The organism is Sorangium sp. So ce406 (assembly GCF_051474675.1).
GTDB lineage: Bacteria > Myxococcota_A > Polyangia > Polyangiales > Polyangiaceae > Sorangium > Sorangium cellulosum_G.
Genome location: NZ_CP150340.1, coordinates 843,119 through 866,490 on the forward strand (window position 1 = coordinate 843,119; position 23,372 = coordinate 866,490).

A 23,372-nucleotide genomic window follows, 5' to 3' on the forward strand; every position below is an offset into this window, starting at 1 on the left:
CATGGATCGACGTTCGTTCATTCACGTGGGCGGCCTGGCGGCCGGCGCTGCCCTGATCTCGCGCGGCGTCGCGCACGCGCAGGAGCGCCCGGGCGCGCCGACGCGCCGGACCGCGGCGCCCGGGGCGCAGCCCGCCGTGGTGACGCCGAACGGCAGCACGCTCCCGCTCCGGGTCGTGGACGGCGTGAAGGTCGGCCACCTCGTCGCGGGCCCGCTCGAGCACGAGTTCGCGCCCGGCCTGAAGTGCGAGGTGTGGGGCTACAACGGCGGCTCCCCGGGGCCGACCATCGAGGCGGTCGAGGGCGATCGCCTGCGCATCTACGTGACGAACTCCCTGCCCGAGGCCACGACGGTCCACTGGCACGGCCTCGTGCTGCCGAACGGCATGGATGGAGTCTCCGGGCTCAACCAGCGCCCGATCGCGCCCGGCGAGACGTATGTTTACGAGTTCGTCGTCCGGTATCCGGGGACGTACATGTATCACTCGCATTTCGACGAGATGACCCAGATCGCGCTGGGCGCGGTGGGCATGTTCGTCGTGCACCCGAAGCGGCCTCGCGGCCCGCGCGTGGACCGGGATTTCGTGCTGATGACGCACGAGTGGAAGATCAACGCGGGGGCGCGCCGGCCGGACCCGAACGCGATGAGCGACTTCAACGTCCTCACGTTCAACGGCAAGGCGTTCCCCGCGACGGCGCCGCTGCTCGTCGGCCGCGGCGAGCGCGTGCGCATCCGCCTCGGGAACCTCGGCCCGATGGATCACCACCCGATCCACCTGCACGGCCTGGCGTTCAACGTCACGGCGACGGACGGCGGGTATGTCCCCGAGTCGGCGCAGTACCCGGAGACGACGGTCCTCGTGCCGGTCGGCAGCACGCGGGTGATCGAGTTCGTCCCCGAGGAGCCGGGCGACTGGGCGGTGCATTGCCACATGACACACCACACGATGATGCAGATGGGCCATGGCCTGCCGAACATGGTCGGCGCCGACACCCGCACGCTCGATCGGCGGATGAGCCGCGTGATGCCCGGCTACATGACGATGGGGACCACGGGGATGGGCGGCATGGGCGAGATGCAGATGCCGATGCCCGCGAACAGCCTGCCGATGCGCGGCGGCGCCGGGCCGTTCTCGTACATCGACATGGGCGGAATGTTCACGATCCTCAAGGTCCGCGACGAGCCGGACAAGGCCGACCCGAACGGCTGGTACACGCACCCGGCCGGCACCGTGGCCGGACCGGCGAGCGCGGATCGGATGCGCGCGGACGGGATCGACCCGGCCGCAGGGGGGAATTCTACCAAACCGGGCGGATGAGTTTCTCGACGGGGGCGGAACCTGGCAATCGGGTGTTTCCTGAACATGTCCAGTCGATCCCGTTGAAGATGGTAGGGAATCGGGTTGACGGAGGTGCAGAGCACCGGTGCTCGTGGGTGCGTTTCTCGACGTGGTCCGCTCCTGATATCGGGTGTTTCCTGAGCTTGTCCTGTGAAGGATGGCAGGGAATCGGGTTGACCGAGGTGCAGTTCGGTCGGATACTCGGACCGGACTCATCGCTCACCAGCGGCAGTCTCATGACGGTTGATGGCTGGTCGGGCAGCGACGCCGAGGGAGCGCAGGATGACTCATCGCGGCCACATCCGTCATGGCATAGGGGCTGTCAGACCCTATGTGTTCGGCCATCTCGATCTCACGGATCTCGTCAAGAAGGCTTTTGGCGCCGTGGAGCTCGAGCGTCAGCAGATGGGTCCCGAGTCCTTCCACGTCGAGCTCCAGATCGCCGACTCGGTCGTGGTGCTGGAGATGGGCGAGCCGCGCCCGGCGGACGCGACGGTGGCCTCGGTCTATGTCTATGTGGAGGACGTCGACGCTGCCTACGGCCGGGCCCTCGAGCTCGGCGCGGTGTCGATCTCGGCGCCCGAGGACAAGCCCTATGACGAGCGCGCCGCCGGGGTGAAGGACTCATTCGGCAACATCTGGTGGATTGCCACGTACAAGCCGACCGCCGCATCTCCCAAGTTCGCCCCTGGTTCGTGATGGGAGAAACCCCAGCGGCATAGCGGCAGAGAGGCACGGGGAACACGCGTCTCCCTGTTCTCCCCTCTGTGCCTCTGTGGTTCAATCTCTTCCCTCATCACGGCGTCAGGGATGAGCCTGGACGACGCCGCATGAACGGGGCGCTCGCGGCCTCCCTGGCGTCTTCCCGGACCTGCTCCCGCGACCCGCCGGGATGCCGATGACGCCGGCGCGGGTCGGCCGTCGCGCTGGACACACAGGGCGCGGTCGGGCGACCACACGTCCACCAGGAATCCTCAATGATTTCAAGGACCCAGGAGCGGTCCGCGCCTTGCCATATCGAGCGCCGAGACGGGGACGCCCCGGAACACGGAGGAGTACTTCCATGGCGACGAAGATGGCTCGACGGATGATGTTTCTGGCGCTCGGCGCGGTTTCGCTCGCTGGCTGCGGCGAGCGGCACGACGCGCGCCCTCCTGCGCCGTCCGCCGCCGCGACCCCCGCGGCGACGCAGTGCCCCGAGCCGGTCGCCGCGGCGGCGGCGCCCGCGAGCCCGCCGGCCGCGACGATGACGGCGCCCGTGCCGGCGCCGGCGCCGAGCGTCGCAGGGGGCAAGGAGCGCAAGGAGAAGGCGACAGGGGCAGCAGCGGAGCTCAAGGTGAAGCGGCTCGTGATCGCGGAGGGCGTGAAGGACCGCGAGCCGGTGGCGCCGGGGACGACGTTTCGCGCGCCGGAGACGGAGCGGCTCTATGCGTTCGTGGAGCTCGAGAACCGGAGCGACGTGGAAGGCGAGGTGACCGTGTCGTTCGTCCCGCCGGACGGCGGGGCGCCGGTCGGCAACGTCACGCTCGGGGTCGGCCCGTCGCCGCGGTGGCGCACGTGGGCGTTCACGCGCGGGGCGCGCAGGGCAGGGGAGTGGACGGCGGTGGTGCGGTCGGAGACGGGCGAGGAGCTCGCGCGCGCGCCGTTCGAGGTGACGCTGTAGCCGGGGCGGCCGGGCGCGGGGGGCGTCAGGCGGGCACGAGCTCGACCAGCGTGATCTCCGGCGGACAGTTGATGCGCACGGGCAGCCAGCCGCCGGCGCCGGCGTTGACGTGGAGTCGCCGGCCGCGGTGCTCGTAATGTCCGTTGTGGTAGAGGCCGGCGGGCAACATCGGCGTGAGCGCGTAATCGCCGATCCGGCCCAGCGAGATCTGCCCGCCGTGCGTGTGGCCGGACAGCATCAGATCGAACGGCAGCTCGCGCGCCGCGCGGAACGTGCCCGGGTGGTGGCTGAGCAGGACGCGCGGCGCGCCGTCGTCCCGCATCTGGCCGAGCGCTCGAGCCAGCCCGTCGACCGTCGGGCGCCGGGCTGGCTCGCCCGGACGCGCGCGGCTGGGGTAGTCGATCGCGCCCATCCAGAGGCGATCGCCGCCGAGGCGGACCTCGCGCGCCTCGTCGACGAGCACCTGGGCGCCCGCTTCTTCAAGGCCCTTCATGATCGCCGGGATGCTGGCCGACCGCGCGGCGATGTACTCGTGGTTGCCCATGCAGAAGAAGATCTGCCCGCGGGCGGGGCGCAGGCCCCGGAGCAGTCGCGTGGAGAGCTCGAGCTGGGAGACGTGGTGATCGAGCAGATCGCCCGTGATCACGTGGATGTCCGCGCGGACCGCGTTGATGGCGTCGCGGAGCTCGTCGAGCCGCTCCGCGTCCATGAAGCTGCCGACGTGCACGTCGCTGAGCTGCGCGATGGTGATGCCGTGCAGGCTCGTCAGCTCGCGCCGCACGGGCAGCGCGACCTTCACCACGACCGGGCGCTGTCGCGAGGCGAGCACGCCGCCCATCGACACCGCGACAGCCGCCGCGGGCAGCGCCCAGGTCGCGCCGACGACGAGCCGGCGGCGGGTCTCATCGACGGCCTCCGGCCGGATGACGCCGCCGCCTGGAGCGTCGACGATCCCGGCATCCGAGGCGGCCTGAGCGTCCGTGGCAGCGGCCTGGCCGTCCGCGCCAGCCCGGGAGTCGATGCCGGCCTGGGCGTGCGTCATGGCCCTGGCGTCCGTGGCTCGTCGTGCCCTGCGAAGCGCCCGCAAGACGGCGCGCGCGACCGCGGCCACACCGAGGAGCACCCCGTACAGGAGCAGGCCCACCTGGGCGCCCAGCGCGATCATCGACAGCGGATCGGGCAGGTAGCGATGGGCCGCCCGCAGCCCCGAGAAGCTCGCCACAGCAAAGAGCAGCGCCGGGTGCCCGAGCAGCAGCAGCGCCGCGGCGCACGCCCCGTTGATCAGCGCTCCGTGCCGCGGGAACGCCGCGCGGAGCCGCCGCCAGAGGAGGAGACCGAGGAGCCCGTTGACGAGCGTGACGACCAGGCCGCCGAGCTGGAACACCCGCCGGAAAGTAGCATCGCGTCGCTCGCTCGTCCGGCCGCGTCGGCCCCTCCGAACACCGCGCCTCCGGTGCACGTCCCATCGAGGAGACCCGCTGCGCCGGCCGCGTGTCGTGCGGCCAGCGCCAGGTCAAGCGTCGCCGCCAGGCAGCTCCGCGCGGACCGGGATCTCCCTCGCCTCGAGCCCCTCGAGCGACTCCTTGCCCGAGAGCGCGTCGAGGCACCCGCGCGCGTCCCGGAGGTAGCCATTGAAGAACGCGGCGATGTAGCCCATCGCGATCGCCTGCTGCTCGCGCCGCGGGAGCTCGGCGGGGCCGTCGTGCGGCTCGGCGGGGCCGAGCGAGGTCGTGTAACCGAAGTGGTTTGCGCCGGGGAGGGTCACGAGGTGCTTGGGCGCGCGCGCGCGCTGGTAGAGCGCCGCCGGGACGGCGGCGGCGACAGGGTCGGCGGTGCCGCGGACGAGGAGCACCGGTCGCGGCACGAGCGCGTCGATGGGCGGAGCGCGCTCGGGCTCGCCCGCCGGCGCGAGCAGCGCGAGGGCGCGGATGTCGAACGGGCACGCCGCGTCGAGCGCGAGCGCGAGCGCGGCCTGCGCGCCGAGCCCGTGGCCGAGGAGCCCCACCCGATCGAAGTCGGCGAGGAGCGGGCCCCGCGAGCCGGCCCGGAGGTGCGAGAGGGCGTCCCGGAGCACCGCGGCGCGGCGCTGGGGCGCGTCGTCGGGCGTGAGCCACGAGAGGTCCGGCGCGATGACGACGAAGCCCCAGCGCGCGAGGTGCGCCATGACGCCGGCGAGCTGGCGGTAGTCCTGGCCGAGACCCGCAGGCGACCCGGCGGCGGCCGCGCTCGCGGCGAGGCGCCGCTCGTGGGCGATCGCGATGACGGGGAACGGGCCTCCCGGCGAGAGCGGCGCCTCCTCGCCGTCCGCCGACGCAGGGTAGTAGAGCAGCGCGGCGCCGCGCGCGGGAGAGCGGTAGATCGCGCCGTGGAACGCCCAGATCTCCGGGTAACAGGCGTCTGCCGACAGCGAGAGCGCGCCGATGCGGCGGAACCCTGCCCGGTGCGGCCCGAGGCGCAGCCGTGGCGCCGCGCTGGTGGGGAGCGGCGCAGGCGGGCGCGATGGCGAGGAGGGCGGGCGCGATGGCGAGGAGGGCGGGCGCGATGGCGAGGAGGGCGGGCGCGATGGCGAGGACGGCGGGCGCGATGGCGAGGACGGCGGGCGCGATGGCGAGGACGGCGGGCGCGATGGCGAGGACGGCGGAGGCGGCGCGGCAGAAGGCGAGGTCGGCGCGGCAGAAGGCGGAGGCGGCGCGGCAGAAGGCGGCGAAGGTGAGGGCGGGCGCGGCGTCTCCGGAGAGGGAGCGGCCGACCGCGATGATGACCCGCCGCCGAGCACCGCGCGCCGCGACCAGATGACCCCGTCGCGCACGAGATGGGCGATCTGCCCCTCTGCGCGCACGGCGAGCTCGAGCCGCCCGAGCGGACGGCTCTCGATCGCGGACACCGCCTCGCACCGGCCCAGCTCGGTGGCGAACACCGTAGGTCCGCGGAAGCGCGCCCCGCGGGCGCCGTCGCTGCGGCACCACCGCGCGAGCCCCACGCCCGCGAGCGGCGAGAACAGCTCGAGCGCGCCCTCTGCGCCGGACCCGCTCCGGAAGAGCGCCGGCGTCCCCCGGACCCCGGAGACCACCTCCTCGGGGCCCTGCCACGCGGCCCCGGGAGAGCGCCAGAACATCAGCAGGCGATCGCCGGCCCGCGCGACGACCTCGAGGTCGCCCGCGCGCTGGATCATCGCGGCCGCCTCGAACCGCCCGACGTCGGCGCCGAAGATCGTCAGCCCGCGCCAGCCGAGCTCCGCGGTGTCGTTGTCGCGGTGGTAGTGCGCGATCCCGCCGCTCGCGTGAGGGACCACGAGCTCGAAGTTGCCGCGGCCCCCGGAGGCGCCCTGGATCAGCGCCGGGTCGCCGGCCGCGCCCTCCGCGAAGAAGCGCGGCTCGCTCCACGACGGCTCGCCCGCGGGCGCGCACCAGAACGCGGCCAGCCGATCCCCCGCGCGCGCCACCGCCTCGAGGTTTCCCAGGTCCCCGAAATTGCTCTGGATCATCGACACCGCGCCGACCTGGCCGAGCTCCCTGGCGAACGTCGCCACATGGCGCCACGGCCCGGCGGCGTCCTCGCGGCGGTGGTGCTCGACGCCGAACGGCGCACCGGCGGCCGGCAGGACGAGCTCGAGCGCGCCGCTCGAGGCGCATTGCAGGAAGGAGCCGCTGATCGTGGTGGGCATGGCTGTGCTTACCGAGCGCTACGCCAGGGGAAAATCGGTCAAATGATCGGTCAAAGACCGGAACAGATCGTCAATCACGAGGTGCGCCTGGAGCGGATCCGGCGCGATGCCGCTCTTGTTCGACCAGTAACGGCCGTGCGCGAGCCAGTGCCGGTGGAGGACGAGCTGCTCGAATCGGCCAATCCGTTCGGCATTACCGTGCTCGTCCTTCCAGGCCTCGAGGATGTCATCGAGCGCGACGCGCTCCGCATAGCGCTCCCGGAGCTGCTTGAAGCGCCGCCTCATCGCGTCCTTCGTCCTGCGATGCAGGCGAGCCTCGAAATCCCTCCGGATCGTGGCCTCGGCGCTCGCCGTCAACGTCAGGACTGTCTGAGCGTCGAGCTCTTCGAGCGTTCGCGTGAGGCGATCGTCGAACTCGTCGCGCGACAGGCCGAAGAGCGTGCTCCTGGGGTCTGTGGTCGCGACGCTGAACTGCCGATCGAGCGCCCTGAGCGCCTCCCGGAGCCTGTCATCGTGGTCGAGGATCTCCGTCGGGCGCGGCCACGCCGAGACGCTCATTCAATCAGCTCGCCGAGCGCATCGGAGAACGCGTCCTCGGTGAGATCGACCGCCTCACCGCCCTGCGCGACGAGCTTCCAGTCCCCGGCGCCCATGCGGAGGAGGATCGCGCGCGCGGCGCCGCAGGTGACGTCCACGCGACCGCGCGCCCCGACGATCCGCCGGTCGGCTGCCGCGATGACGCCGACGATGCGCATCCCCTTGGGCTCGACCTTCACCGTGCGCGGGCGCGTGGTGCGGACATGGAGCCAGAGCGCCGGCGCCTCGTACGGGCCGAGATCCTCTTCGGCCAGATCGACGGTGCGCCGCTCGACGTGGAGGAGCCCCTCGGCCTGTCCATCGGCGAGCCAGCCCGCGATCCTGTCCATCAGCTCATTCAGGTCCGCGAGCCACTCCGCTTTCTTCTCCTCCAGGTGCTCCTCCACCGTCTTGACGCCAGGAGCCTCCTTGCGGAGCTTTTCGAGCAGCGCGTGCATCCCTGCCATAGGCCCGTACATAGCACGCCGCCCATCGTCCTGAGCTGGCGTGCGCGCCGGGCGGCCGCGCCTACCGCAGCATCTCCTCGATCCGCTCGCCCGTCGCCGCCGCGAGCCCCCGGGCGAGCGCCCGCGGGTTCAGCTCGACCGCGATGGCCACGGCGTCCGGCGCGTGCGTGGCGAGCGGCGGCTCGACCGGCGCGTCCAGCCCGAGCAGGTGGCCGAACGACCCGTGCGCGAGCTCGTTCCACGCGAGCAGCAGCTCCTCCGAGGCGGCCTCCCCGCTCGTCGAGAAATCGCCCGCCACCGCGATCGCGAGCGCGATCCCCTCGCGCGCGCTCGGCCTCGCGGCCGCGCCCACCGCGGTCGCCGCCGCGAGCAGCCCCCGCGCGCCGCGGGCCAGCTCCCCGTCGAACGGCCCCGGCGCGAACGCGCGCACGGGCGCCGGGCCGAACCGGGCCGCCAGCGCGGCCAGCGGCCCCTCCGAGAGGGCCGTGGGCGAGCGCTTGAGGCGCCCGAGCGCGTACAGCGACGCCACGCGCGCCGGCCCGCGCAGCGGGCTGCCGCCGTCCTGCACGCCGACAACGTCCGGGCCGAGGAGCACCAGCGCGTGCGGCGCCCTGCCGATGTCGCCCGTCACGCGCACGACGTCCGGTCGATCGAGCGCGCGCCGCTCCTTGCCCGTCAGCCGCCGCCGGAACAGGCGCTCGATGGTCCGCGGGTCGCCGCTGTGGCGCGCCACGTAGAGCCGGGCCTCGCCCTCGTCCGACACGTACGACGCGATCGCCGCCTCGCGCACCTGCCGCAAATCGACGCCGGTCGCGCCGGCGTGCCGGGCGAGGTTCTCCTCGGGCGCCACGATCGCGATCGACGGGATGAGCCACGGCACCGCCGCGATCTCGCGGGGCCGGGCGAGGACCAGCCAACGGAGCCCCGCCTGCGGCAGGAGGCGCGTCAGGTCCGCCGTGGCGAGCGGCGGCAGCGGGGGGACAGGGCGGGCGGGCGGCCTCGGCGCGCCGCCGCACGCGGGCAGCGCGAGGCCGAAGACGCAGCCCAGGACGCCGCCGATCACGCTGCGCCGGCGCAGCCCCCGCCCGGGCGCGTCAGTCAACGACGAGGTAGGCGAAGCGGCGGTTCTTCGAGCCGACGCGGACCAGGAATCGCTTCCCACGCTCGAGCTTGAGCTGCTCGTCCTTCACCACCTCGCCGTCGAGGTGCACCGCGCCGCCCTTCACGAGGCGCCGCGCCGCGGAGGTCGACTCGGCGAGCCCCGCCAGCGCGAGCGCGTTGCCGATCGGGATCGTGTCGCGGTCGCTCGCCACGCGGATCTCCTCGATGACGTCCGGCAGGCCGCCGGCCGCGACGCTGCGGCGCCGCTCGAGGGCCGCGCGCGCGTCCTCGGCCGAGTGGAAGCGGGTGACGATCTCCTGCGCGAAGAGCTCCTTCACCGCGATGACGCTCTGCTCGCCGCGGACGACGGCCTCCCGCAGGCGGGCGACCTCCTCGGGGGGGCGCGACGACAGGAGCTCCATGTACCGCCAGATCACGCCGTCATCGACGAGCATGAGCTTCTGCAGCATGTCGAACGGCGGCTCGGTGATGCCGACGTAGTTGTCCGCGCTCTTCGACATCTTGGCGCCGACCACCTTGCCGTCCTCGATGCGCGCGTTCGTGCCCTCCAGCAGCGGCATCGTCATCACCATCTGGGCGCGCTTGCCGTAGCGGGGCATCAGATCGCGCGCCACGAGCAGGTTGAAGAGCTGGTCGGTGCCGCCGAGCTCGATGTCGGCCTCGAGCTCGACCGAGTCGTAGGCCTGGAGGAGCGGGTACATGAACTCGTGCACGTAGATGGGCCGCGCCTCCTCGTAGCGCTTCTTGAAGTCGTCGCGCTCGAGCATCCGGGCGACCGTGTACTTCGCGCAGAGCTCGATCATCTGCGTCGGATCGAGCTTGTTCAGCCACTCGGAGTTGTAGCGGACCTCGGTCCTGTTGCGGTCGAGGACCTTGAACGCCTGCGCCTGGTAGGTCTCCGCCGCGGCGACGACCTCCTCGCGCGAGAGCCGCGGGCGCAGCTCGTTCTTGCCGGTCGGGTCGCCGACCATGGCCGTGAAGTCGCCCACAACGAAGATGACGGTGTGCCCGAAGTCCTGGAACTCCCTCATCTTCTGCATCACGACCGTGTGGCCGAGGTGGAGATCGGGGCGGGTCGGGTCGAAGCCGGCCTTCACGCGCAGCGGCTTGCCCTCGCGGAGCCGCTCCTCGAGCTCGGCGCGGACGTGGAGGTCGACGGCACCCTTGCAGAGAATCTCGAGCTGACGTTCGGCGGGGACCATGGGGGCCCGCTTCTACCGCGCAGCGCAACTGCCCGCCAGAGGGGCGATGGCCCCCACGCCGCGCGCGACGTCCCCGACGTCGCGCGCGCGCCGGCGGGGTAGGGGGCGCGTCACCTCATTCGTCGTCGGTGTCCTCGTCGTCGTCATCCTCGTCGTCGTCGTCGCCCGAGATGGCGTAGGCGCGGCTGGCGTTGACGAGCTCCTTGAGCTCCTTGCCGACCTTGAAGAACGGGAGCCGCTTGGCCGGCACGGGCACCGGCTGGCCCGTGCGCGGGTTCCTGCCGCTGTAGGGCTTGTACGGCCTGACCGTGAAGCTGCCGAACCCGCGGATCTCGATGCCCTCGTTGCGCTGGAGCGCCTGCGTCATCGCGTCGAAGACGCAGTTCACCACGAGCTCGGCGCGAGCTTTGGTGAGCTCCCCCCGTCCCGCGATCGCGTCGATGAGCTCGCTTTTCGTCATGGTCCACCTCCCCCACCCGAGCGGACCACCGCCGGCGCTCGGCTTACCGCCTTCACCGCAGGGCCCCGGAGGATGCGCCGGTCCAGGGGCCGCATGACAACAGAATCCTAAGAAAAGCTCGCATGTTACGGGACTAGCGGTCAACCGAATTCCCGCCCGCGACCCGGACCGCGTCGAGCGCGAAGAGGCCCTCGGCTCGGCCTTCGGTTCCCTCGGTTCCGGCGCGGCGGCGTGGGCTTTCTGAGCTTTCCTGCGGGCTCGCGGCGCCGGCGCCGGCGGCGCTCCTGCGCGCAAGAGAGAGCTCGATTTCGACGGCGCGCTCGGGGATCGGATGCGGCGGGAGCTCGGCGCAGGTGAGCGGCGCGGCGGAGTCCGGCGCGGCGGGCTCGACCCGCCAGACGTGGAGCAGGGCGCCGTCGACGAGGAGGCGCACCTCGCCCGCGCCGTCGCCCGAGACCGCCACGCGCGGGCTGATCCGGGCGCCGCGGAGCCACGGGGCGGGCAGGCCGACGCGCACGACGGAGGCGTCGCTCGCCGCGGAAGCGGCGCCGCTCGCCGCGGAAGCGGCGTCGCTCGCCGTGGCGGCGCCGCCCGCCGCCGCGTGCACGGCGAGGATGCGCCCTCCGGAAGCGCAGGTGCCGCCGGCGTGCTCGGGCAGCGCCCAGGCGTCGCGCTGGGCGCGCGGCGGCCACAGCGACTCGCCCTCGATGACGGCGTCGCGCTGGGCTTTGCCGGGCACAGCGTCGCCGGGGCCGTCGAAGCCGTCGAAGACGAGCGGCGCGATCGAGACGGCGGCGAGGCCGCCGTCGTCCGGGATCGCGAAGCGATAGCGGTAGGCGGGCGGACGGCCGCGGGCCTCCCAGGCCATGCGGTCGAGCGCGTCGCCGCGGTAGCGCAGCACCGCGACGTCGCCCGGGGCGGGGTCGAAGCCGAGGTTGAACCCGTGGTCCGTGTCGACGAACACGAGGCCGCGCGCGACGCCCGCGCGCGCGGCAGCGGCGGGGTCGAACATCGGCAGGCCGCCCTCGCGATCGCGCAGCGCGGCGTGATCGAACCCCGCGCGGAAGGCGAAGCCCGCGAGCGCGAGCGCCGCAGCGACGAGCGCCGCCGCGAGCTGCGCGCGCGGCCGGCCCGCGGGGCCGCGGCCCTCGCGCGCGGGGGGTTCGACCACGCCGCGCTCCACGAGGGCGAGGGCGGCCATCGCCGCGAGGACGTGCTCGATCGGCAGGACATCGGCGAAGAAGCGCGCGCCGCCGCCGGGGTAGTTGCCGTCGAAATAGAACGGGGCGTAGGCGGCGATCTGGAGGAGCGGGGCGATCGCGAGGGGGCGCGAGCGCGGGCGCCGGAGCGCGATCGCGGCGCCGACGATCACGAGGAGCGCGAGCGGCTCGGCGTTGAGCGCGTCGACGAGGTGGAGCTTCAGGCGGCGCAGCGTCGTGCCGGCGACCGCCAGAAATCCGTATCCTTCCGCGAGGTTGTGGCGGACGAAGTCGCCGTGCTCGCCGAGGCAGCCGACCCCGGCGCCGAAGCCGTAGCGGAAGCAGCCGGGCGGGCCGTCGGAGACGGCGTAGTAGGCGGCCTGCGACGAGGCGAGGCCGCCCGTCGCCGCGCGCTGGTGCGCCGCGAGCAGGGCGAGGCCGGGGAGCGCGCCGATCACCATCGCCGCGGCGAGCCCGCCGAGCCGCGGCGCAGGGCGGGGCGCCGGGCCGCCCTCGCGAGGACCGGCCGCCGCGGGCCCGCGCGCGCTCCCCGGCAGCAGCACGAGGAGCAGCGCCGCGGCGAGGGCGAGCGCGCTCGGCGGGCGCGTCGCCGCGAGCCAGCCCGCCGCGAGCCCGGCGAGGGCGGCCGCGCGCACGGCCGGATCGAGGCGCCCCGTCGGCGCGCGCGTCGCCGCGCCGCGGGCCTCGTCGAGCGCGCGCCGCGCCGACGATAGCGCGACCGTGAAGCAGAGGGCCGCGAGCCCGTGCGACATCGTGTCGGCCGTGTGGTAGCGGAGCGCGGCGCAGAGCGCCGAGAAGAGCGCGGCGACGACCGGCACGAAGGGGATCCGCGCGGCGCCCCCGGCGGCGGCCGGGTCCTCCGGCGCGAACCGCGCGGCGAGGTCGTAGGTCGCGATCGCGAGCGCGGCGGCGAGCAGGGGGCCGACCGCGAGCGGCGCTCCCGCGAGGAAGCCCAGCGCGAGGAGGGCCGGGTAGCCCGGGGGGAAGATGACCGCGACGTGGTCGACGTCGCTCGGGGCGGCGCCGACCGGAGACGCGGCGCTCAGGGCCGCCGCGCCGTGGGCCGCCGCGTCGCTGCGGACGAGGAAGCGGCCGAGCACCGAGGCCGCGGGCTCGTCGAGCGGCCACGCGAGGTGCCCCGCCGCCATCGCGCGCGCCTCGAGCCAGTAGCTCGTCGCGTCGATGATCCGGGGGCCGCCCCGGAGGTAGACCGCGACGTACGCGGCCGAGATCAGCGCCGCGACGACCGCGAGCGCCGCGGCGATCGCGAGGCCCGGGGCCGCGCCCGCGCGGGGCGCCGGGCCCGGGCGCGAGGCCGCGGGCGAGCGGCCGCGGCGGAGGAGCCAGGCGCCCGCGAGCAGCGCGGCCAGGGAGAGCGCGAGCGCGACCCACTGCGCCGGGTCGCGGGGCAGGCCGGCGCGCACGTCACGGCCCGGCGAGCGGGCGCGCCTCGGGGCGCGCGGCGCGCTCGAGGACCCAGACGTGGTGGTCGATCCACTCCCCCTCGACCGGCGTGAGCGTGAGCGTGAACGTCTCGGCCAGGCCCTCGGGCAGCGCGATCGACGCCTCGGTCCAGCCGTCGCTCGCGCGGAGGGCGACCTGGCCGAGCTCCCGGCCGTCCGCGGTCGCGCGGATCACGGCGGGGCGGGTCGCGGCGGTGCGGAGCACGAGCCTGCCCGGGCCGTTGCGCGGGGCGCGCAGGCGGGCGGTCTCGCTCCTGCCGCCCGGGATGACGCGGCCCGCGTCGAACCGATCGCGCCCGGACCCGCGCGGGTCGGGCAGGACGCTGAAGCCGACGAAGCCGGCCTGCGGCCTCGGGAACGTGTAGCCGTGCTCCCGCTCGCTCACGAGGTCGGCGACGTCGAGCTCGTCGAGGACCTGCTCGTCGGCGCGCATCGACGCGGGCGCCTCGCCGTGCGCGAACGGGCTCCAGTCGGCCCTGTAGATGACCTTCTCGGCGCCGCCGCAGATCACGTTCCCGACGACGGGGACCGAGACGATCTGCTTGCCGAAGATGGCCGGGAGCTCGCCCCACCAGCCCGGGTAGATGGCCATCGCGTCGGGGCGGTCGTCGGGCGGGATGCGCTCGACGAGCTCCAGCGAGGCGCCCAGGCCGTGGACGCCCGCGCGCGCGAACGGGAGGTCGTGGTAGCCGCCGAGCCCGATGAGGTCGAGCCCGGGCCGGTCCGACGCGTAGAGGAGCGCGCCCGCGTCGCCGACGAGGACGCGGCGCACGTCGAGCTGGGCGAGCACCTTGCCGGCGACGAGGTGCTGGTCGCGGATGTTCCGGCTGGCGCGGCCGAAGAACCAGATCTGGTCGCGCATCCTCGGGAGCTGGTGGGCCCAGAAGACCGCGGCGAGGGCGAGCGCGAGCGCGACGCGCGCGACCCAGAGGCCGCTGGCGGCCAGGCCACCCTTTCCGGCGAGGCCGCCGCGGGCGCCCAGGGCGCGCGCCGGCACGGCGGCGAGCCGCGCCCAGAGCGCGGCCGGGCCGCCCTCGCGCTGCGCGGGGCGGCCGTCGGTGCTGTCCGGCGCCCTCCATGCGGCCCGCGCGACGAGCAGGGCGAGCCCCAGCGCCGCGAGGACCAGCAGCCAGGCGACCGCGGGCATCGTGTAGCGCTCGTTCTGCCAGCGCACCTGGCCGTTCAGCGCGACGAGCGCGAGCCAGCCGACGACCTGGATCCAGAGCAGCGCCGCGATCCCGCGGGTCTTGCGCGAGGCGAGGGGGACGAGCGCGAGGGCGGGGACGAGCCAGCCCCAGGGGAGAGCGTCCGAGAAGTGGTGGTTGGTGTTGCGGGCGATGACGTAGGTCGCGAGGAACTCGTAGGTGCTCCACTTCTCCTCGGACGTCATGTACGGGTTGTTCAGCGCGAGCTTGGCGATGGCGCCGCTCGCCGACCACTCGCCGGTGAACACGCGGTTGACGACCGCCTGGGCGACGCACGCGATCGCGCCCGGCACCGACGTCCGCAGCAGGGTCGCGATCGCGGCGCGCCCGCCGTGGGCGCGCCCCACGGCGATCGCGGCGTACACGCCCAGCGCCGCGACGCAGACGACCGACTCGGGCCGGGTGGCGTAGAGGAGCGCGCCCGCGAGGCCGGCGAGCCAGCCCATGCGGGCGAGGCGCTTCGCTGGCGCCGCGGCGCGGTCCCCTGCGCCGCCCGGATCGCGCGGCGCGCTCGGGACGCTGGCGGCGCGGGCGACCTCGAGCGCGGCGAGCGTGGCGAGGGCCCAGACGCCGAGGTGGAAGGCGTTCTCCATCCCGCTGAACAGCGACCAGTCGAGCGCGCCGATGCAGAGCGCCACGGGCGGCAGCAGGTACTTGGCCCAGCGCCCGATCGGCTCGAGGAGCCGCGCGCCCACGAGCAGGAAGCCGAGCGTCGAGGCGCACGCGACGATCGCGGCCCACTGCATCAGCAGCAGGCCGCGGAACCCGATGAGGTAGCCGAGCGCGAGGACGAAGGGGTAGCTCAGGCTGGTGTTCCCGCTCGAGAACCCGTTGCCCTCGGACCACTCGAACGGGTACCCGCGCGCGGTGGCGCGGGCGTAATCGAAGTGAATGAAGACGTCGTCGAGCGGCGCCGACCACATGCCGCCCGTCTGCCGGTGCATCGCCCCGTAGAACGCGACGGCGGCGTAGAGCACGCAGGCCCCCGCATAGACGGCGAACAGGACTGGATCGACGCGTGGCCAGGCGGCCACCAGGCGGTCGAGCCGGCCGGCGCGCGCTTCGGGGCTCGGGTCGCCGGCGGCCGCGCCCTCTGGCTCGCCCGGAGAGGCGCTGCTCGGCCGGGATGGGGGCGCAGCTCCTCCTGGCGGCGCGGAGGGCACGGGGTCGGCGCTGGACGGTGACACGCGGCTCTTTTACACGACTTTCGCGCGATCCGAGCCCGTGGAACCCCGTCCGAGGGGAAGCCGCCGGGCCGGCGAGCGCGGCGCGCAGCCAGGCGGCCTGAGCATCCGCTGTCCGTGTAGGATTCGCTGGCGGGACCACGCCACACGAGGGGACCATGCCAGCGCCTGCTCCGCTATATCGCCCATCTTTCCTGCTGTTCCTCTGGATCTTGCTCGCCGCGTGCGCGCCGAGCGCGACGACGCCGCCGGCGGTCGAGCCCGCGAAGACGGTCGAGCTTCCGCCTCCTCCCGCGCCGGCCGCCGCCGCGGCGGCCGAGCCCGAGCCGGACCCGGGCACGGCCGTGCCCGTCACCCGCGCCGATCCGTGGTGGGGCGACCCGCTCGCGCCGGTGACCGTCGTGGTGTGGGGGGATTACGAGTGTCCCTTCACGAGCAGGTACATGGGGACGCTGGAGCAGCTCAAGCAGGCCTACGGGCCCGACCGGCTGCGCGTCGTCTGGAAGCACAACCCGCTGCCGTTCCACAAGAACGCGCGCCCCGCGCACCTCGCTGCAGAGACGGTGTTCCGGCTCGGCGGGGCCGAGGCGTTCTGGAGGTTCCATGGGCTCGCGTTCGCCAACCAGCGCGCGCTCACGCCGGAGTCGCTCGAGGCGTGGGCCGCCGAGGCGGGCGTCGACCGGGCGGCGTTCCGCGCGTCGTTCGCGGGGCAGCAGCACGCGCCGAAGATCGACAAGGACCTCCAGGCGGGCAAGGCCGCGGGGGTCACGGGGACGCCCGCGTCGCTCATCAACGGCGTGCTCGTCAGCGGCGCGCAACCCATCGACAGGTTCCGGGACGTCATCGACGAGCAGCTCCGGGCGGCCGAGGCGCTCCAGCGATCCGGCGTCCCGCGGGAGCGCCTCTACGCCGCCCTGTCCGCGCAGAACCGGGCGCGCGCGCCGGCCCCGGCGCGGTCCTCGCCCGAAGCCGAGGACGACCCGACCGTGTGGAAGGTGCCTGTCGACGGCTCGCCGACCCGGGGTAACCCGAGCGCTCCGGTCACGCTGGTCATGTTCTCGGACCTCGAGTGTCCGTTCTGTCGCAAGGTCGCCCCGACCATCGACGGCCTCGAAAAGAAGTACGGCCAGCAGCTCCGGCTCGTCTTCAAGCACAACCCGCTGCCCTTCCACCGCCGGGCCGAGCCCGCCGCGGAGCTCGCGCTCGAGGCCAGGGCGCAGAAGGGCGACGCGGCGTTCTGGCAGGCGTACGAGCTCCTGCGGCAAGGCACCCTCGAGGACGCGGACCTCGCGGCGCACGCGAAGACCCTGGGCCTCGACGTGGCGCGCGCGCAGAAGGCGATCGCCGCCCGCCGCCACGCGGCGCGCATCGAGCGCGATCAGAACCTCGCCGAAGCCCTCAACGCGCAAGGCACGCCCCACTTCTTCATCAACGGCAGGCGGCTGCTCGGGGCCCAGCCGGCGGAGAAGTTCGAGGCCCTCATCGACGAGCAGCTCGCGCGCGCCGCGAAGCTCGTCGCCGCGGGCACGCCGCCCGCGAAGGTCTACGACGCGCTGCAGAAGGACGCGAAGGCCGGCGCGCCCTTCGAGCGGGTCCTCGCCCCCGCGCCGACCCGGGACAACCCCGGCAAGGGGGCGAAGCCCGGCGCGAAGGTGACGATCCAGATGTTCGCCGACTTCCAGTGCCCGTTCTGCAAGCGCGTCCAGCCCACGCTCGACGAGATCATCGCCGCCTATCCGGGCAAGGTCCGCGTCGTCTTCCGGCACCTGCCGCTCCCCTTCCACAAGCAGGCGCCCCTCGCGGCCGAGGCGTCGATCGAGGCGTTCCGGCAGAAGGGCGACGCCGGCTTCTGGGCGATGGCGCAGCGCCTGTGGGAGGACCAGTCCGAGACCGGGCTCAGCCGCGAGGCCGTCGAGCGTCACGCGGCCGCGATCGGCCTCGACGCGGCGAAGCTGCGCGCCGCGCTCGACTCGGGCGCGCACCGCGCGGCGGTCGAGGCGGACAGCAAGCTCGCCGCGAGCCTCCACATCACCGGCACGCCGGCCTTCGCGATCAACGACTACTTCCTCAGCGGCGCGCAGGCGACCGCGCGCTTCAAGCGGCTCGTGGACAAGGCGCTCGGCCCGCCCGATCCCCCCACGATGGAGTCGCTGCACGGCGCGAAGCCGCCCGCAGCGCATCCGGCTGCGCCGCCGCAGCCGGCCGCGGCGCAGCCGCCCGCGAACCCCGGGCTCATGGGGGCCAAGCACCTGCTCGTGATGTATGCTGGCTCACGTCGTGCTCCGCCGCACGTGTCCCGGAGCCGGGACGAGGCGCGCGCGCTCGCCGAGCAGGCGCTCAAGGCAGCGCAGCAGGGGGCGAGGTTCGAGGACCTCGTGGCCCGGTACAGCGACGAGCCGGGGGCCACCGCGCGCGGGGGCGATCTCGGCAAGTTCCCGAAGGGGGCGATGGTGCGCGAGTTCGAGCAGGCGCTGGAGAACGTCGCTGTCGGCGCATTGAGCGGGGTCGTGGAGACGCCGTTCGGCTTCCACGTCATCCTGCGGACGCAATAGCGCTCGTCGCCGGACCCGACAGGGGTGGATCGGCGCACGAGTGGACATGATGCAGAGTCGCGGCTCACGGATCGTTCCCCGGGCCGCGCGCGCCGACCACCCCCTGATCGGCCTGGATTGCGTATTCGCCGGTCTGCTCGTCTCGCCGTCGGCGGCAGGGAGTACCCGGCGGCCGTTCAGTGGCCGAGCGGCTGCGGCGTCTTGCCGCGCGGGCGGCGCGATCTCAGGACAGGCCCGATTCTCCTTGCCGGCCTTGCTCTGAGAATATTTCAGGCCTTCCTCGCAAGTGTGCCCGCGCGTCCGCGCGCTCTCTCCGTGCGGCCTGCGCGTTGACCCATCTCGCGCGCGTCGAGTAGAAAGATCCTCGCGCCAGAGCGCGCGACCCGGTCAGCGCCAGCGCGGATGGGAACCGCAAACGATGCGTTGGTTCGTCGAGATCTCGTCGTTAGGCCAGAACGCACCGCCGAGCAGGAAGGTGTGCGTCGAGGCCGCGCAGTGGCAGCCCGCGCTGCAGAAGGCCCGGGCGCTCCGCGGAGACGACGGGCCGCTCAACAATTTCTCCGTGGATCTGCTGGAGACCGGCTACCGGGCGATCGATCCGGCGACGCGCGTGCGGTACGTCGTGCAGCGCGCGCCGGACGACGCGGCGCTGACGGACGACGCGGGCGCGCCGCCGGCCGCGGCGGCGTCCCCGGAGGCGCGCCCTCCGGCGAGGCGCGCGCCGGCGCCCACGGTCCCGTTCATCTCGATGGGAACCGCGCTCGTGGTGACGCAGCCGTCGTCGGACGGCGCGGCGCCGCCGGCGGACGGCGCGGCGCCGCCGGCGGACGGCGCGGCGCAGCCGGCGGACGGCGCGGCGCAGCCGGCGGACAGCGCGGCGCAGCCGTCGAGCGGCGCGGCGCAACCGGCGGACGGCGCGGCGCAACCCGCGAGCGCTGCGCAGGGGGCGGCCGCGCCGGCGTCAGCGCCCGGCGCGCTGCCGGCGTTCGAGCTCGTGTCGCAGCGCGCGGACGACCCGTCCGAGCGCTCGCCGCTCACGTACCGAGAGCTCGTCTATGCGGTCGCGACCGGCACCCCGCGCGAGCTCGTCAATGCGCTGCTGCTCGACCGGCTCGATGTGGCACGGAAGCTCATCGACGAGGCCCGTCCGGGCAAGTTCATTCACATCGCCGTGTTCGACCACGTCTTCCAGGGCCGACCTCAGCGCAGCCCGCTCGCGACCCTGGCCTGGAAGGACTGGCGCTCAGGGGAGCCCGAGATCCAGTTTCGTCCGCGCACCAGCGGCACCACGCCGCCGCCCGCCGCGGGGCCGTCCGCCACCGCGACGCCGCTGCCGGGCGCCGCGCCGCTCCCTGCCGTCACCGCGACGCCGCTGCCGGGCGCCGCGCCGCCGCCCGCCGCCACCGCGACGCCGCTGCCGGCCGCGCCACCGCCGGCCGAGGCCGCTCCCCCCGCGCCGAGCCCCCCGCCGCGGAGGCGGTCGTCCTACCCTCCCAGGAACGGGCGCCTCTCCGGCGACGACCTGATCGCCGAGCTGTTCGAGGCGTGCAGCGAGCTGCACTTCCTCCAGGACACCCTCGCCGGCGCGGACTTCATCCTCTCGCTCACGCTCGAGAAGATCCCGTGCGCCCTCGGGCTCGTGTCGCTGTTCGACATCAACCGGGGCGAGTTCGTCGTCGTCCGGCAACAAGGCGGCAAGACCGCGCTCCTCACCAGGCTGTCCGAGCGGGCGCCGCTCGCGCTGGCCGCGATGCGGTCGAGGCGCGCCGTCGTGGTGCCCGACGTGTCCAGCGACGAGCGCGTCATGGACGAACGCTGGAAGGCCACCGGCGTCGAGCTCCGCAGCGTCGTCTGCGCGCCGGTGGAGCTCGCGGGCCGCTACCTCGGCCTCCTCGAGATCGCCAACCCGCTCGACGGCAAGCCCTTCTCCGAGAGCGACGGCAACGCGCTCACCTACATCGGCCAGCAGTTCGCCGAGTTCGTCGGGGCGCGCGGCGTGGTCACCGAGCCAGGCCTCGTCACCGCGGCCACCAGGAGGGCCGCCCGCTAGCGGCGCGCAGCGATGGACCTCCTCCCCCCGGTCGGGCAGCGCCATCGCGTCCCGTACTTCGCCCTCGTGCCGGCCATCGTCGTGGCCGTGCTCGTGCTCGGCGGGATCGCCCTGCGCACGACGCTGCAGATCGAGAAGGCCCGCCAGCAGACCGTCTTCGACGCGACGCTCACCCTCGCCGACGAGCGCGTCGACCGGCTCGACAAGCTGATCATCGCGCAGGACAACGTCGTCGCCGCGCACGTCGACGTCGCGAACCTCTCGGTCATCGCGCGCCGGTGGCTCCCCACCGCGGCCCGCGAGACGCCGACCGTGCGCGCCATCCTCGTCCTCGACATGGACCACGAGGCGCACGACGTGCTCGCGTTCGCCTCGCGCGGCGCGTCCGGGCGGGAGGACGACGCGTTCCGCAAGCTCCTGCTCGCGCGCCTGCTGCCGCAGATGAACTTCTCGGGGGACGCGAGCGAGCTCCGCCACCTCCACCACGTGATCGACCAGCAGAGCCTGCTCGTGAGCTACTGGCAGCGCGAGCACATGGGCCGCCGGTTCCTGGTGATCGCGTGGCACGAGGTCCCGCGCCTGGTGCACGAGGTGATGCCCCGCCTCTTCCGCGACCTCGATCGAGAGAAGAGCCGCATGAACGTCATCGACGAGGAGGGCCGCATCGTGTTCGGCCCGCCCATCATCGGCGGCGAGTTCACCGTCGGGCGCCCGTTCCCGACCACGCTCTACAACTGGCGCCTCCAGATGGCGCTCACCACGGCCGAGGAGCTCGGGGAGAAGGTGGAGCGGCAGCGGCTGATCGAGCTGCTGATGGTCGGCTTCTCCGCCCTGGTCGCCCTGGCCGGGCTGGCGATCGTGGTGGTCGCCTCCGTGAACGAGCGGCGGCTCGCGGCGCTGAAGAGCGACTTCGTCGCCAACGTGTCCCACGAGCTCAAGACGCCGCTCTCGCTGGTCCGCATGTTCGGCGAGCTCCTCCTCGGCGACCGCGTCCCCAACGACGAGAAGCGCCGCCAGTACCTGCAGATCATCGTGAGCGAGAGCGAGCGGCTCACCGCGCTGATCGAGAACGTCCTCGATTTCGCCCGGGTCGAGCGGGGCAAGGCCGCCTACGAGTTCGCGCGCGGGAGCCTGGCCGAGGTGGCGACGCGCGCCGTCGACATGTACCGCTACCGCGCCGAGCGCGAGGAGATGAGCGTCGAGCTCACGATCGCCGAGGGGCTGCCGGAGGCGCTCATCGACGCGCGCGCGCTCGAGCTCGCGATCGTGAACCTGCTCGACAACGCGCTCAAGTACGCGAAGGAGGGCGGGCGCGTCGAGGTCGCGGTGGTGGCGGAGGGCGGCGGCAGCGGGCGCCTCTCGGCGCTGACGCGCCCGGCGAGGCGCGTCGCCATCCGGGTGAGCGACCGGGGGCCGGGCATCGACCCGGACGAGCAGAAGCACATCTTCGAGCGCTTCGCGCGCGGGCGGCGGGCGAGCGAGCGGCAGGTGCGCGGCAGCGGGATCGGGCTCGCGCTGGTGAAGCACATCGCCGAGAGCCACGGCGGCTCCGTGCGGGTCGAGAGCCCGCTCACGGAGGACGGGCACGGCAGCGCCTTCGTGGTGTCGCTCCCCGCGCTGGAGCACGGCCGGGAGGCGCCGGAGCGCGAGGCGCAGCTCGCCTCGAGCGCGGCCGACGAAGCGCCGGGCGCGGGGGCGACGTGACGGCGCCCCGGCGCAGCGCTGGTGAGGCGGCGCCCCGGCGCGGCGCTGGTGAGGCGGCGCCCCGGTGCGGCGCTGGTGAGGCGGCGCCCCGGCGCGGCGCTGGTGAGGCGGCGCCCCGGCGCGACGCGTCGCGGCGCGCCGCCCTGCTGGCCGCGCTCGACGAGGTGCGCGCGCGGTGCGCCGTCGCGGAGCGCCGCGCGCAGGACCCGGTCTCGTTCGTCCATCGCTACACGAACCCGGCCGACCAGGAGCTCGTGGCGGTCATCGCCGCGTCGCTCGCCTTCGGCAACGTGAAGGCGCTGCGCGCCAAGATCGCCGAGGCGCTCGATCGGCTCGGGCCGGACATCGCCCTCACGGCGGACGACCCCCGGGCCGTCTCGGCGCGGCTGCGCGGCTTCCGGCACCGGGTCTACCGCGATCGCGACGTCGCCGCGCTCCTCGTCGGCGCGCGGCGGGTGCAGCGCGCCTCGGGCTCGCTCGGCGCCGCGTTCGCGGCCGAGCTCGCGCGCACCGGCGACCTGCGCCAGGCGCTGGGCGCGTGGGTGAGGGCGATCCGGCGCGCGGGCGGCCTCGACCGCCGCCCGGGCGACCGCGGGGCAGCGCACATCCTCCCGGACCCCGAGAAGGGCAGCGCCGCCAAGCGGCTCATGCTCCTGCTGCGCTGGATGATCCGCCCCGCCGACGGCGTGGATCTCGGCCTGTGGCCGGTACCCCCGTCCGCCCTCCTGATCCCGGTCGACACCCACATCGAGAAGCTCGGCTACAACATCGGCCTCACCGACCGCAGGGGAGCCACCTGGAAGACCGCCGAGGAGATCACCGCCGCGCTCCGCGGCTTCGATCCGGCGGACCCGGTCAAGTACGACTTCGCCCTCTGCCACCTCGGCATGCTCCAGCAGTGCCCGTCGCGGCGCGATCCGGTCCGCTGCGAGGGCTGTGGCGTGAAGGCCGTCTGCCGCTACTGGGAAGGGTGAGCACGTCGTGTCCGGCTTCGTCCGTCCAGAACAGCCGTCGTGCTTGTTCGACCGGAACGAAACTCCCTTCGGATCTGCACCCGATTTCAAATCTGATTTTCAAGGATGCAACAGGCGCTGCGTCCCCGGTCGATAACTATCTGAAATCTTGTTTCAGATAGGTCGGCACAGAGCCTGCTCTACTGGCCATCGAGCGCCGTCGCGGAGACCTTCCCCCCCCAGGTCCGCGAGGCGCTTTTTTCATTTTGTCGCCGTTGTCTCCGGCGAGCGCGCCTGTGCGCGTCCGTCCGGTACGGTGCAACGGGGACGGCGCAAGAAGAGCGCCGCAGCGGAGCCCCCCCGAGCTCCGCCGCGGCGCCCTGGTGTGCGTACCCCGGGGTCACCGGGGTTCTTGCGGGATCCTCACCGCTTCTCTCGACGACCTCGTTGCGACCCGCATGCCACGTCGCTCGCGCCGCGCGGTGGAACCTTTGTGCACGCCCCTGCTGGAGGCTTCCCGCATCGCATCGCAGTGGGCCTGGTCACAC

At 73.9% G+C, this 23,372-nt stretch carries 16 protein-coding genes; 7 read left to right on the forward strand and 9 right to left on the reverse strand.

Annotated elements, in window-relative coordinates; translation table 11 throughout:
• Position 1 precedes the first annotated feature (1 nt).
• The 3 genes from WME96_RS03130 to WME96_RS03140 all read left to right on the forward strand — a co-directional run bounded on the left by WME96_RS03130 (position 2) and on the right by WME96_RS03140 (position 3,002).
• Positions 2-1,318, forward strand: coding sequence for a multicopper oxidase family protein (locus WME96_RS03130; protein ID WP_437288693.1), 1,317 nt, complete (start codon positions 2-4; stop codon positions 1,316-1,318).
• A gap of 303 nt (positions 1,319-1,621) precedes the next feature.
• Complete coding sequence (locus WME96_RS03135) at positions 1,622-2,038, forward strand: VOC family protein (RefSeq protein ID WP_437288694.1); 417 nt, start codon at positions 1,622-1,624, stop codon at positions 2,036-2,038.
• Positions 2,039-2,402: 364 nt separating this feature from the next.
• The gene (locus WME96_RS03140) at positions 2,403-3,002 is read left to right on the forward strand and encodes a DUF2914 domain-containing protein (protein ID WP_437288695.1); all 600 of its coding nucleotides are present in this window, start codon (positions 2,403-2,405) and stop codon (positions 3,000-3,002) included.
• 25 nt (positions 3,003-3,027) lie between these two features.
• Here WME96_RS03140 and WME96_RS03145 read toward each other — a convergent pair whose 3' ends face one another.
• The 9 genes from WME96_RS03145 to WME96_RS03185 all read right to left on the reverse strand — a co-directional run bounded on the left by WME96_RS03145 (position 3,028) and on the right by WME96_RS03185 (position 15,568).
• On the reverse strand, positions 3,028-4,386 hold the full coding sequence (locus WME96_RS03145; protein ID WP_437288696.1) for a metallophosphoesterase: 1,359 nt from the start codon (positions 4,384-4,386) through the stop codon (positions 3,028-3,030).
• A gap of 129 nt (positions 4,387-4,515) precedes the next feature.
• Positions 4,516-6,666, reverse strand: a complete 2,151-nt coding sequence (locus WME96_RS03150; RefSeq protein ID WP_437288697.1) for an alpha/beta hydrolase — start codon at positions 6,664-6,666, stop codon at positions 4,516-4,518.
• Positions 6,667-6,684: 18 nt separating this feature from the next.
• Complete coding sequence (locus WME96_RS03155) at positions 6,685-7,224, reverse strand: hypothetical protein (protein WP_437288698.1); 540 nt, start codon at positions 7,222-7,224, stop codon at positions 6,685-6,687.
• On the reverse strand, positions 7,221-7,709 hold the full coding sequence (locus WME96_RS03160) for a hypothetical protein (protein WP_437288699.1): 489 nt from the start codon (positions 7,707-7,709) through the stop codon (positions 7,221-7,223). The genes WME96_RS03155 and WME96_RS03160 overlap by 4 nt, the downstream gene beginning before the upstream one ends.
• Before the next feature lie 61 nt (positions 7,710-7,770).
• The gene (locus WME96_RS03165) at positions 7,771-8,811 is read right to left on the reverse strand and encodes a hypothetical protein (protein ID WP_437288700.1); all 1,041 of its coding nucleotides are present in this window, start codon (positions 8,809-8,811) and stop codon (positions 7,771-7,773) included.
• Positions 8,804-10,033 (reverse strand): tyrosine--tRNA ligase, encoded by a 1,230-nt coding sequence (gene tyrS, locus WME96_RS03170; protein WP_437288701.1) that lies wholly within the window; start codon positions 10,031-10,033, stop codon positions 8,804-8,806. Before tyrS ends, WME96_RS03165 begins: the two co-directional genes overlap by 8 nt.
• Before the next feature lie 115 nt (positions 10,034-10,148).
• Positions 10,149-10,493, reverse strand: a complete 345-nt coding sequence (locus WME96_RS03175) for an HU family DNA-binding protein (protein WP_061618911.1) — start codon at positions 10,491-10,493, stop codon at positions 10,149-10,151.
• A gap of 133 nt (positions 10,494-10,626) precedes the next feature.
• On the reverse strand, positions 10,627-13,137 hold the full coding sequence (locus WME96_RS03180) for a hypothetical protein (RefSeq protein WP_437288702.1): 2,511 nt from the start codon (positions 13,135-13,137) through the stop codon (positions 10,627-10,629).
• 1 nt (position 13,138) lies between these two features.
• Entirely contained in the window at positions 13,139-15,568 is a 2,430-nt protein-coding gene (locus WME96_RS03185) for a hypothetical protein (RefSeq protein WP_437288703.1), read from the reverse strand.
• 155 nt (positions 15,569-15,723) lie between these two features.
• Between WME96_RS03185 and WME96_RS03190 the strand changes: the two genes are divergently transcribed.
• The 4 genes from WME96_RS03190 to WME96_RS03205 all read left to right on the forward strand — a co-directional run bounded on the left by WME96_RS03190 (position 15,724) and on the right by WME96_RS03205 (position 22,845).
• On the forward strand, positions 15,724-18,117 hold the full coding sequence (locus WME96_RS03190) for a thioredoxin domain-containing protein (RefSeq protein ID WP_437288704.1): 2,394 nt from the start codon (positions 15,724-15,726) through the stop codon (positions 18,115-18,117).
• Positions 18,118-18,592: 475 nt separating this feature from the next.
• Complete coding sequence (locus WME96_RS03195; RefSeq protein ID WP_437288705.1) at positions 18,593-20,167, forward strand: GAF domain-containing protein; 1,575 nt, start codon at positions 18,593-18,595, stop codon at positions 20,165-20,167.
• Between the two features lie 12 nt (positions 20,168-20,179).
• Positions 20,180-21,871, forward strand: a complete 1,692-nt coding sequence (locus WME96_RS03200) for a sensor histidine kinase (protein WP_437288706.1) — start codon at positions 20,180-20,182, stop codon at positions 21,869-21,871.
• Positions 21,868-22,845 carry a TIGR02757 family protein gene (locus WME96_RS03205; RefSeq protein ID WP_437288707.1) on the forward strand — a complete coding sequence of 326 codons (978 nt, stop codon included), beginning with the start codon at positions 21,868-21,870 and terminating at the stop codon, positions 22,843-22,845. Before WME96_RS03200 ends, WME96_RS03205 begins: the two co-directional genes overlap by 4 nt.
• Positions 22,846-23,372 lie beyond the last annotated feature (527 nt).

Excerpts from the sequence above, each read along its gene's own strand:
- WME96_RS03200 (WP_437288706.1), top strand. The coding sequence starts at position 20,180 with ATGGACCTCCTCCCCCCGGTCGGGCAGCGCCATCGCGTCCCGTACTTC.
- WME96_RS03140 (WP_437288695.1), top strand. The coding sequence starts at position 2,403 with ATGGCGACGAAGATGGCTCGACGGATGATGTTTCTGGCGCTCGGCGCG.
- WME96_RS03190 (WP_437288704.1), top strand. The coding sequence starts at position 15,724 with ATGCCAGCGCCTGCTCCGCTATATCGCCCATCTTTCCTGCTGTTCCTC.
- WME96_RS03175 (WP_061618911.1), bottom strand. The coding sequence starts at position 10,493 with ATGACGAAAAGCGAGCTCATCGACGCGATCGCGGGACGGGGGGAGCTC.
- WME96_RS03150 (WP_437288697.1), bottom strand. The coding sequence starts at position 6,666 with ATGCCCACCACGATCAGCGGCTCCTTCCTGCAATGCGCCTCGAGCGGC.
- WME96_RS03155 (WP_437288698.1), bottom strand. The coding sequence starts at position 7,224 with ATGAGCGTCTCGGCGTGGCCGCGCCCGACGGAGATCCTCGACCACGAT.
- WME96_RS03160 (WP_437288699.1), bottom strand. The coding sequence starts at position 7,709 with ATGGCAGGGATGCACGCGCTGCTCGAAAAGCTCCGCAAGGAGGCTCCT.
- WME96_RS03135 (WP_437288694.1), top strand. The coding sequence starts at position 1,622 with ATGACTCATCGCGGCCACATCCGTCATGGCATAGGGGCTGTCAGACCC.
- WME96_RS03130 (WP_437288693.1), top strand. The coding sequence starts at position 2 with ATGGATCGACGTTCGTTCATTCACGTGGGCGGCCTGGCGGCCGGCGCT.
- tyrS (WP_437288701.1), bottom strand. The coding sequence starts at position 10,033 with ATGGTCCCCGCCGAACGTCAGCTCGAGATTCTCTGCAAGGGTGCCGTC.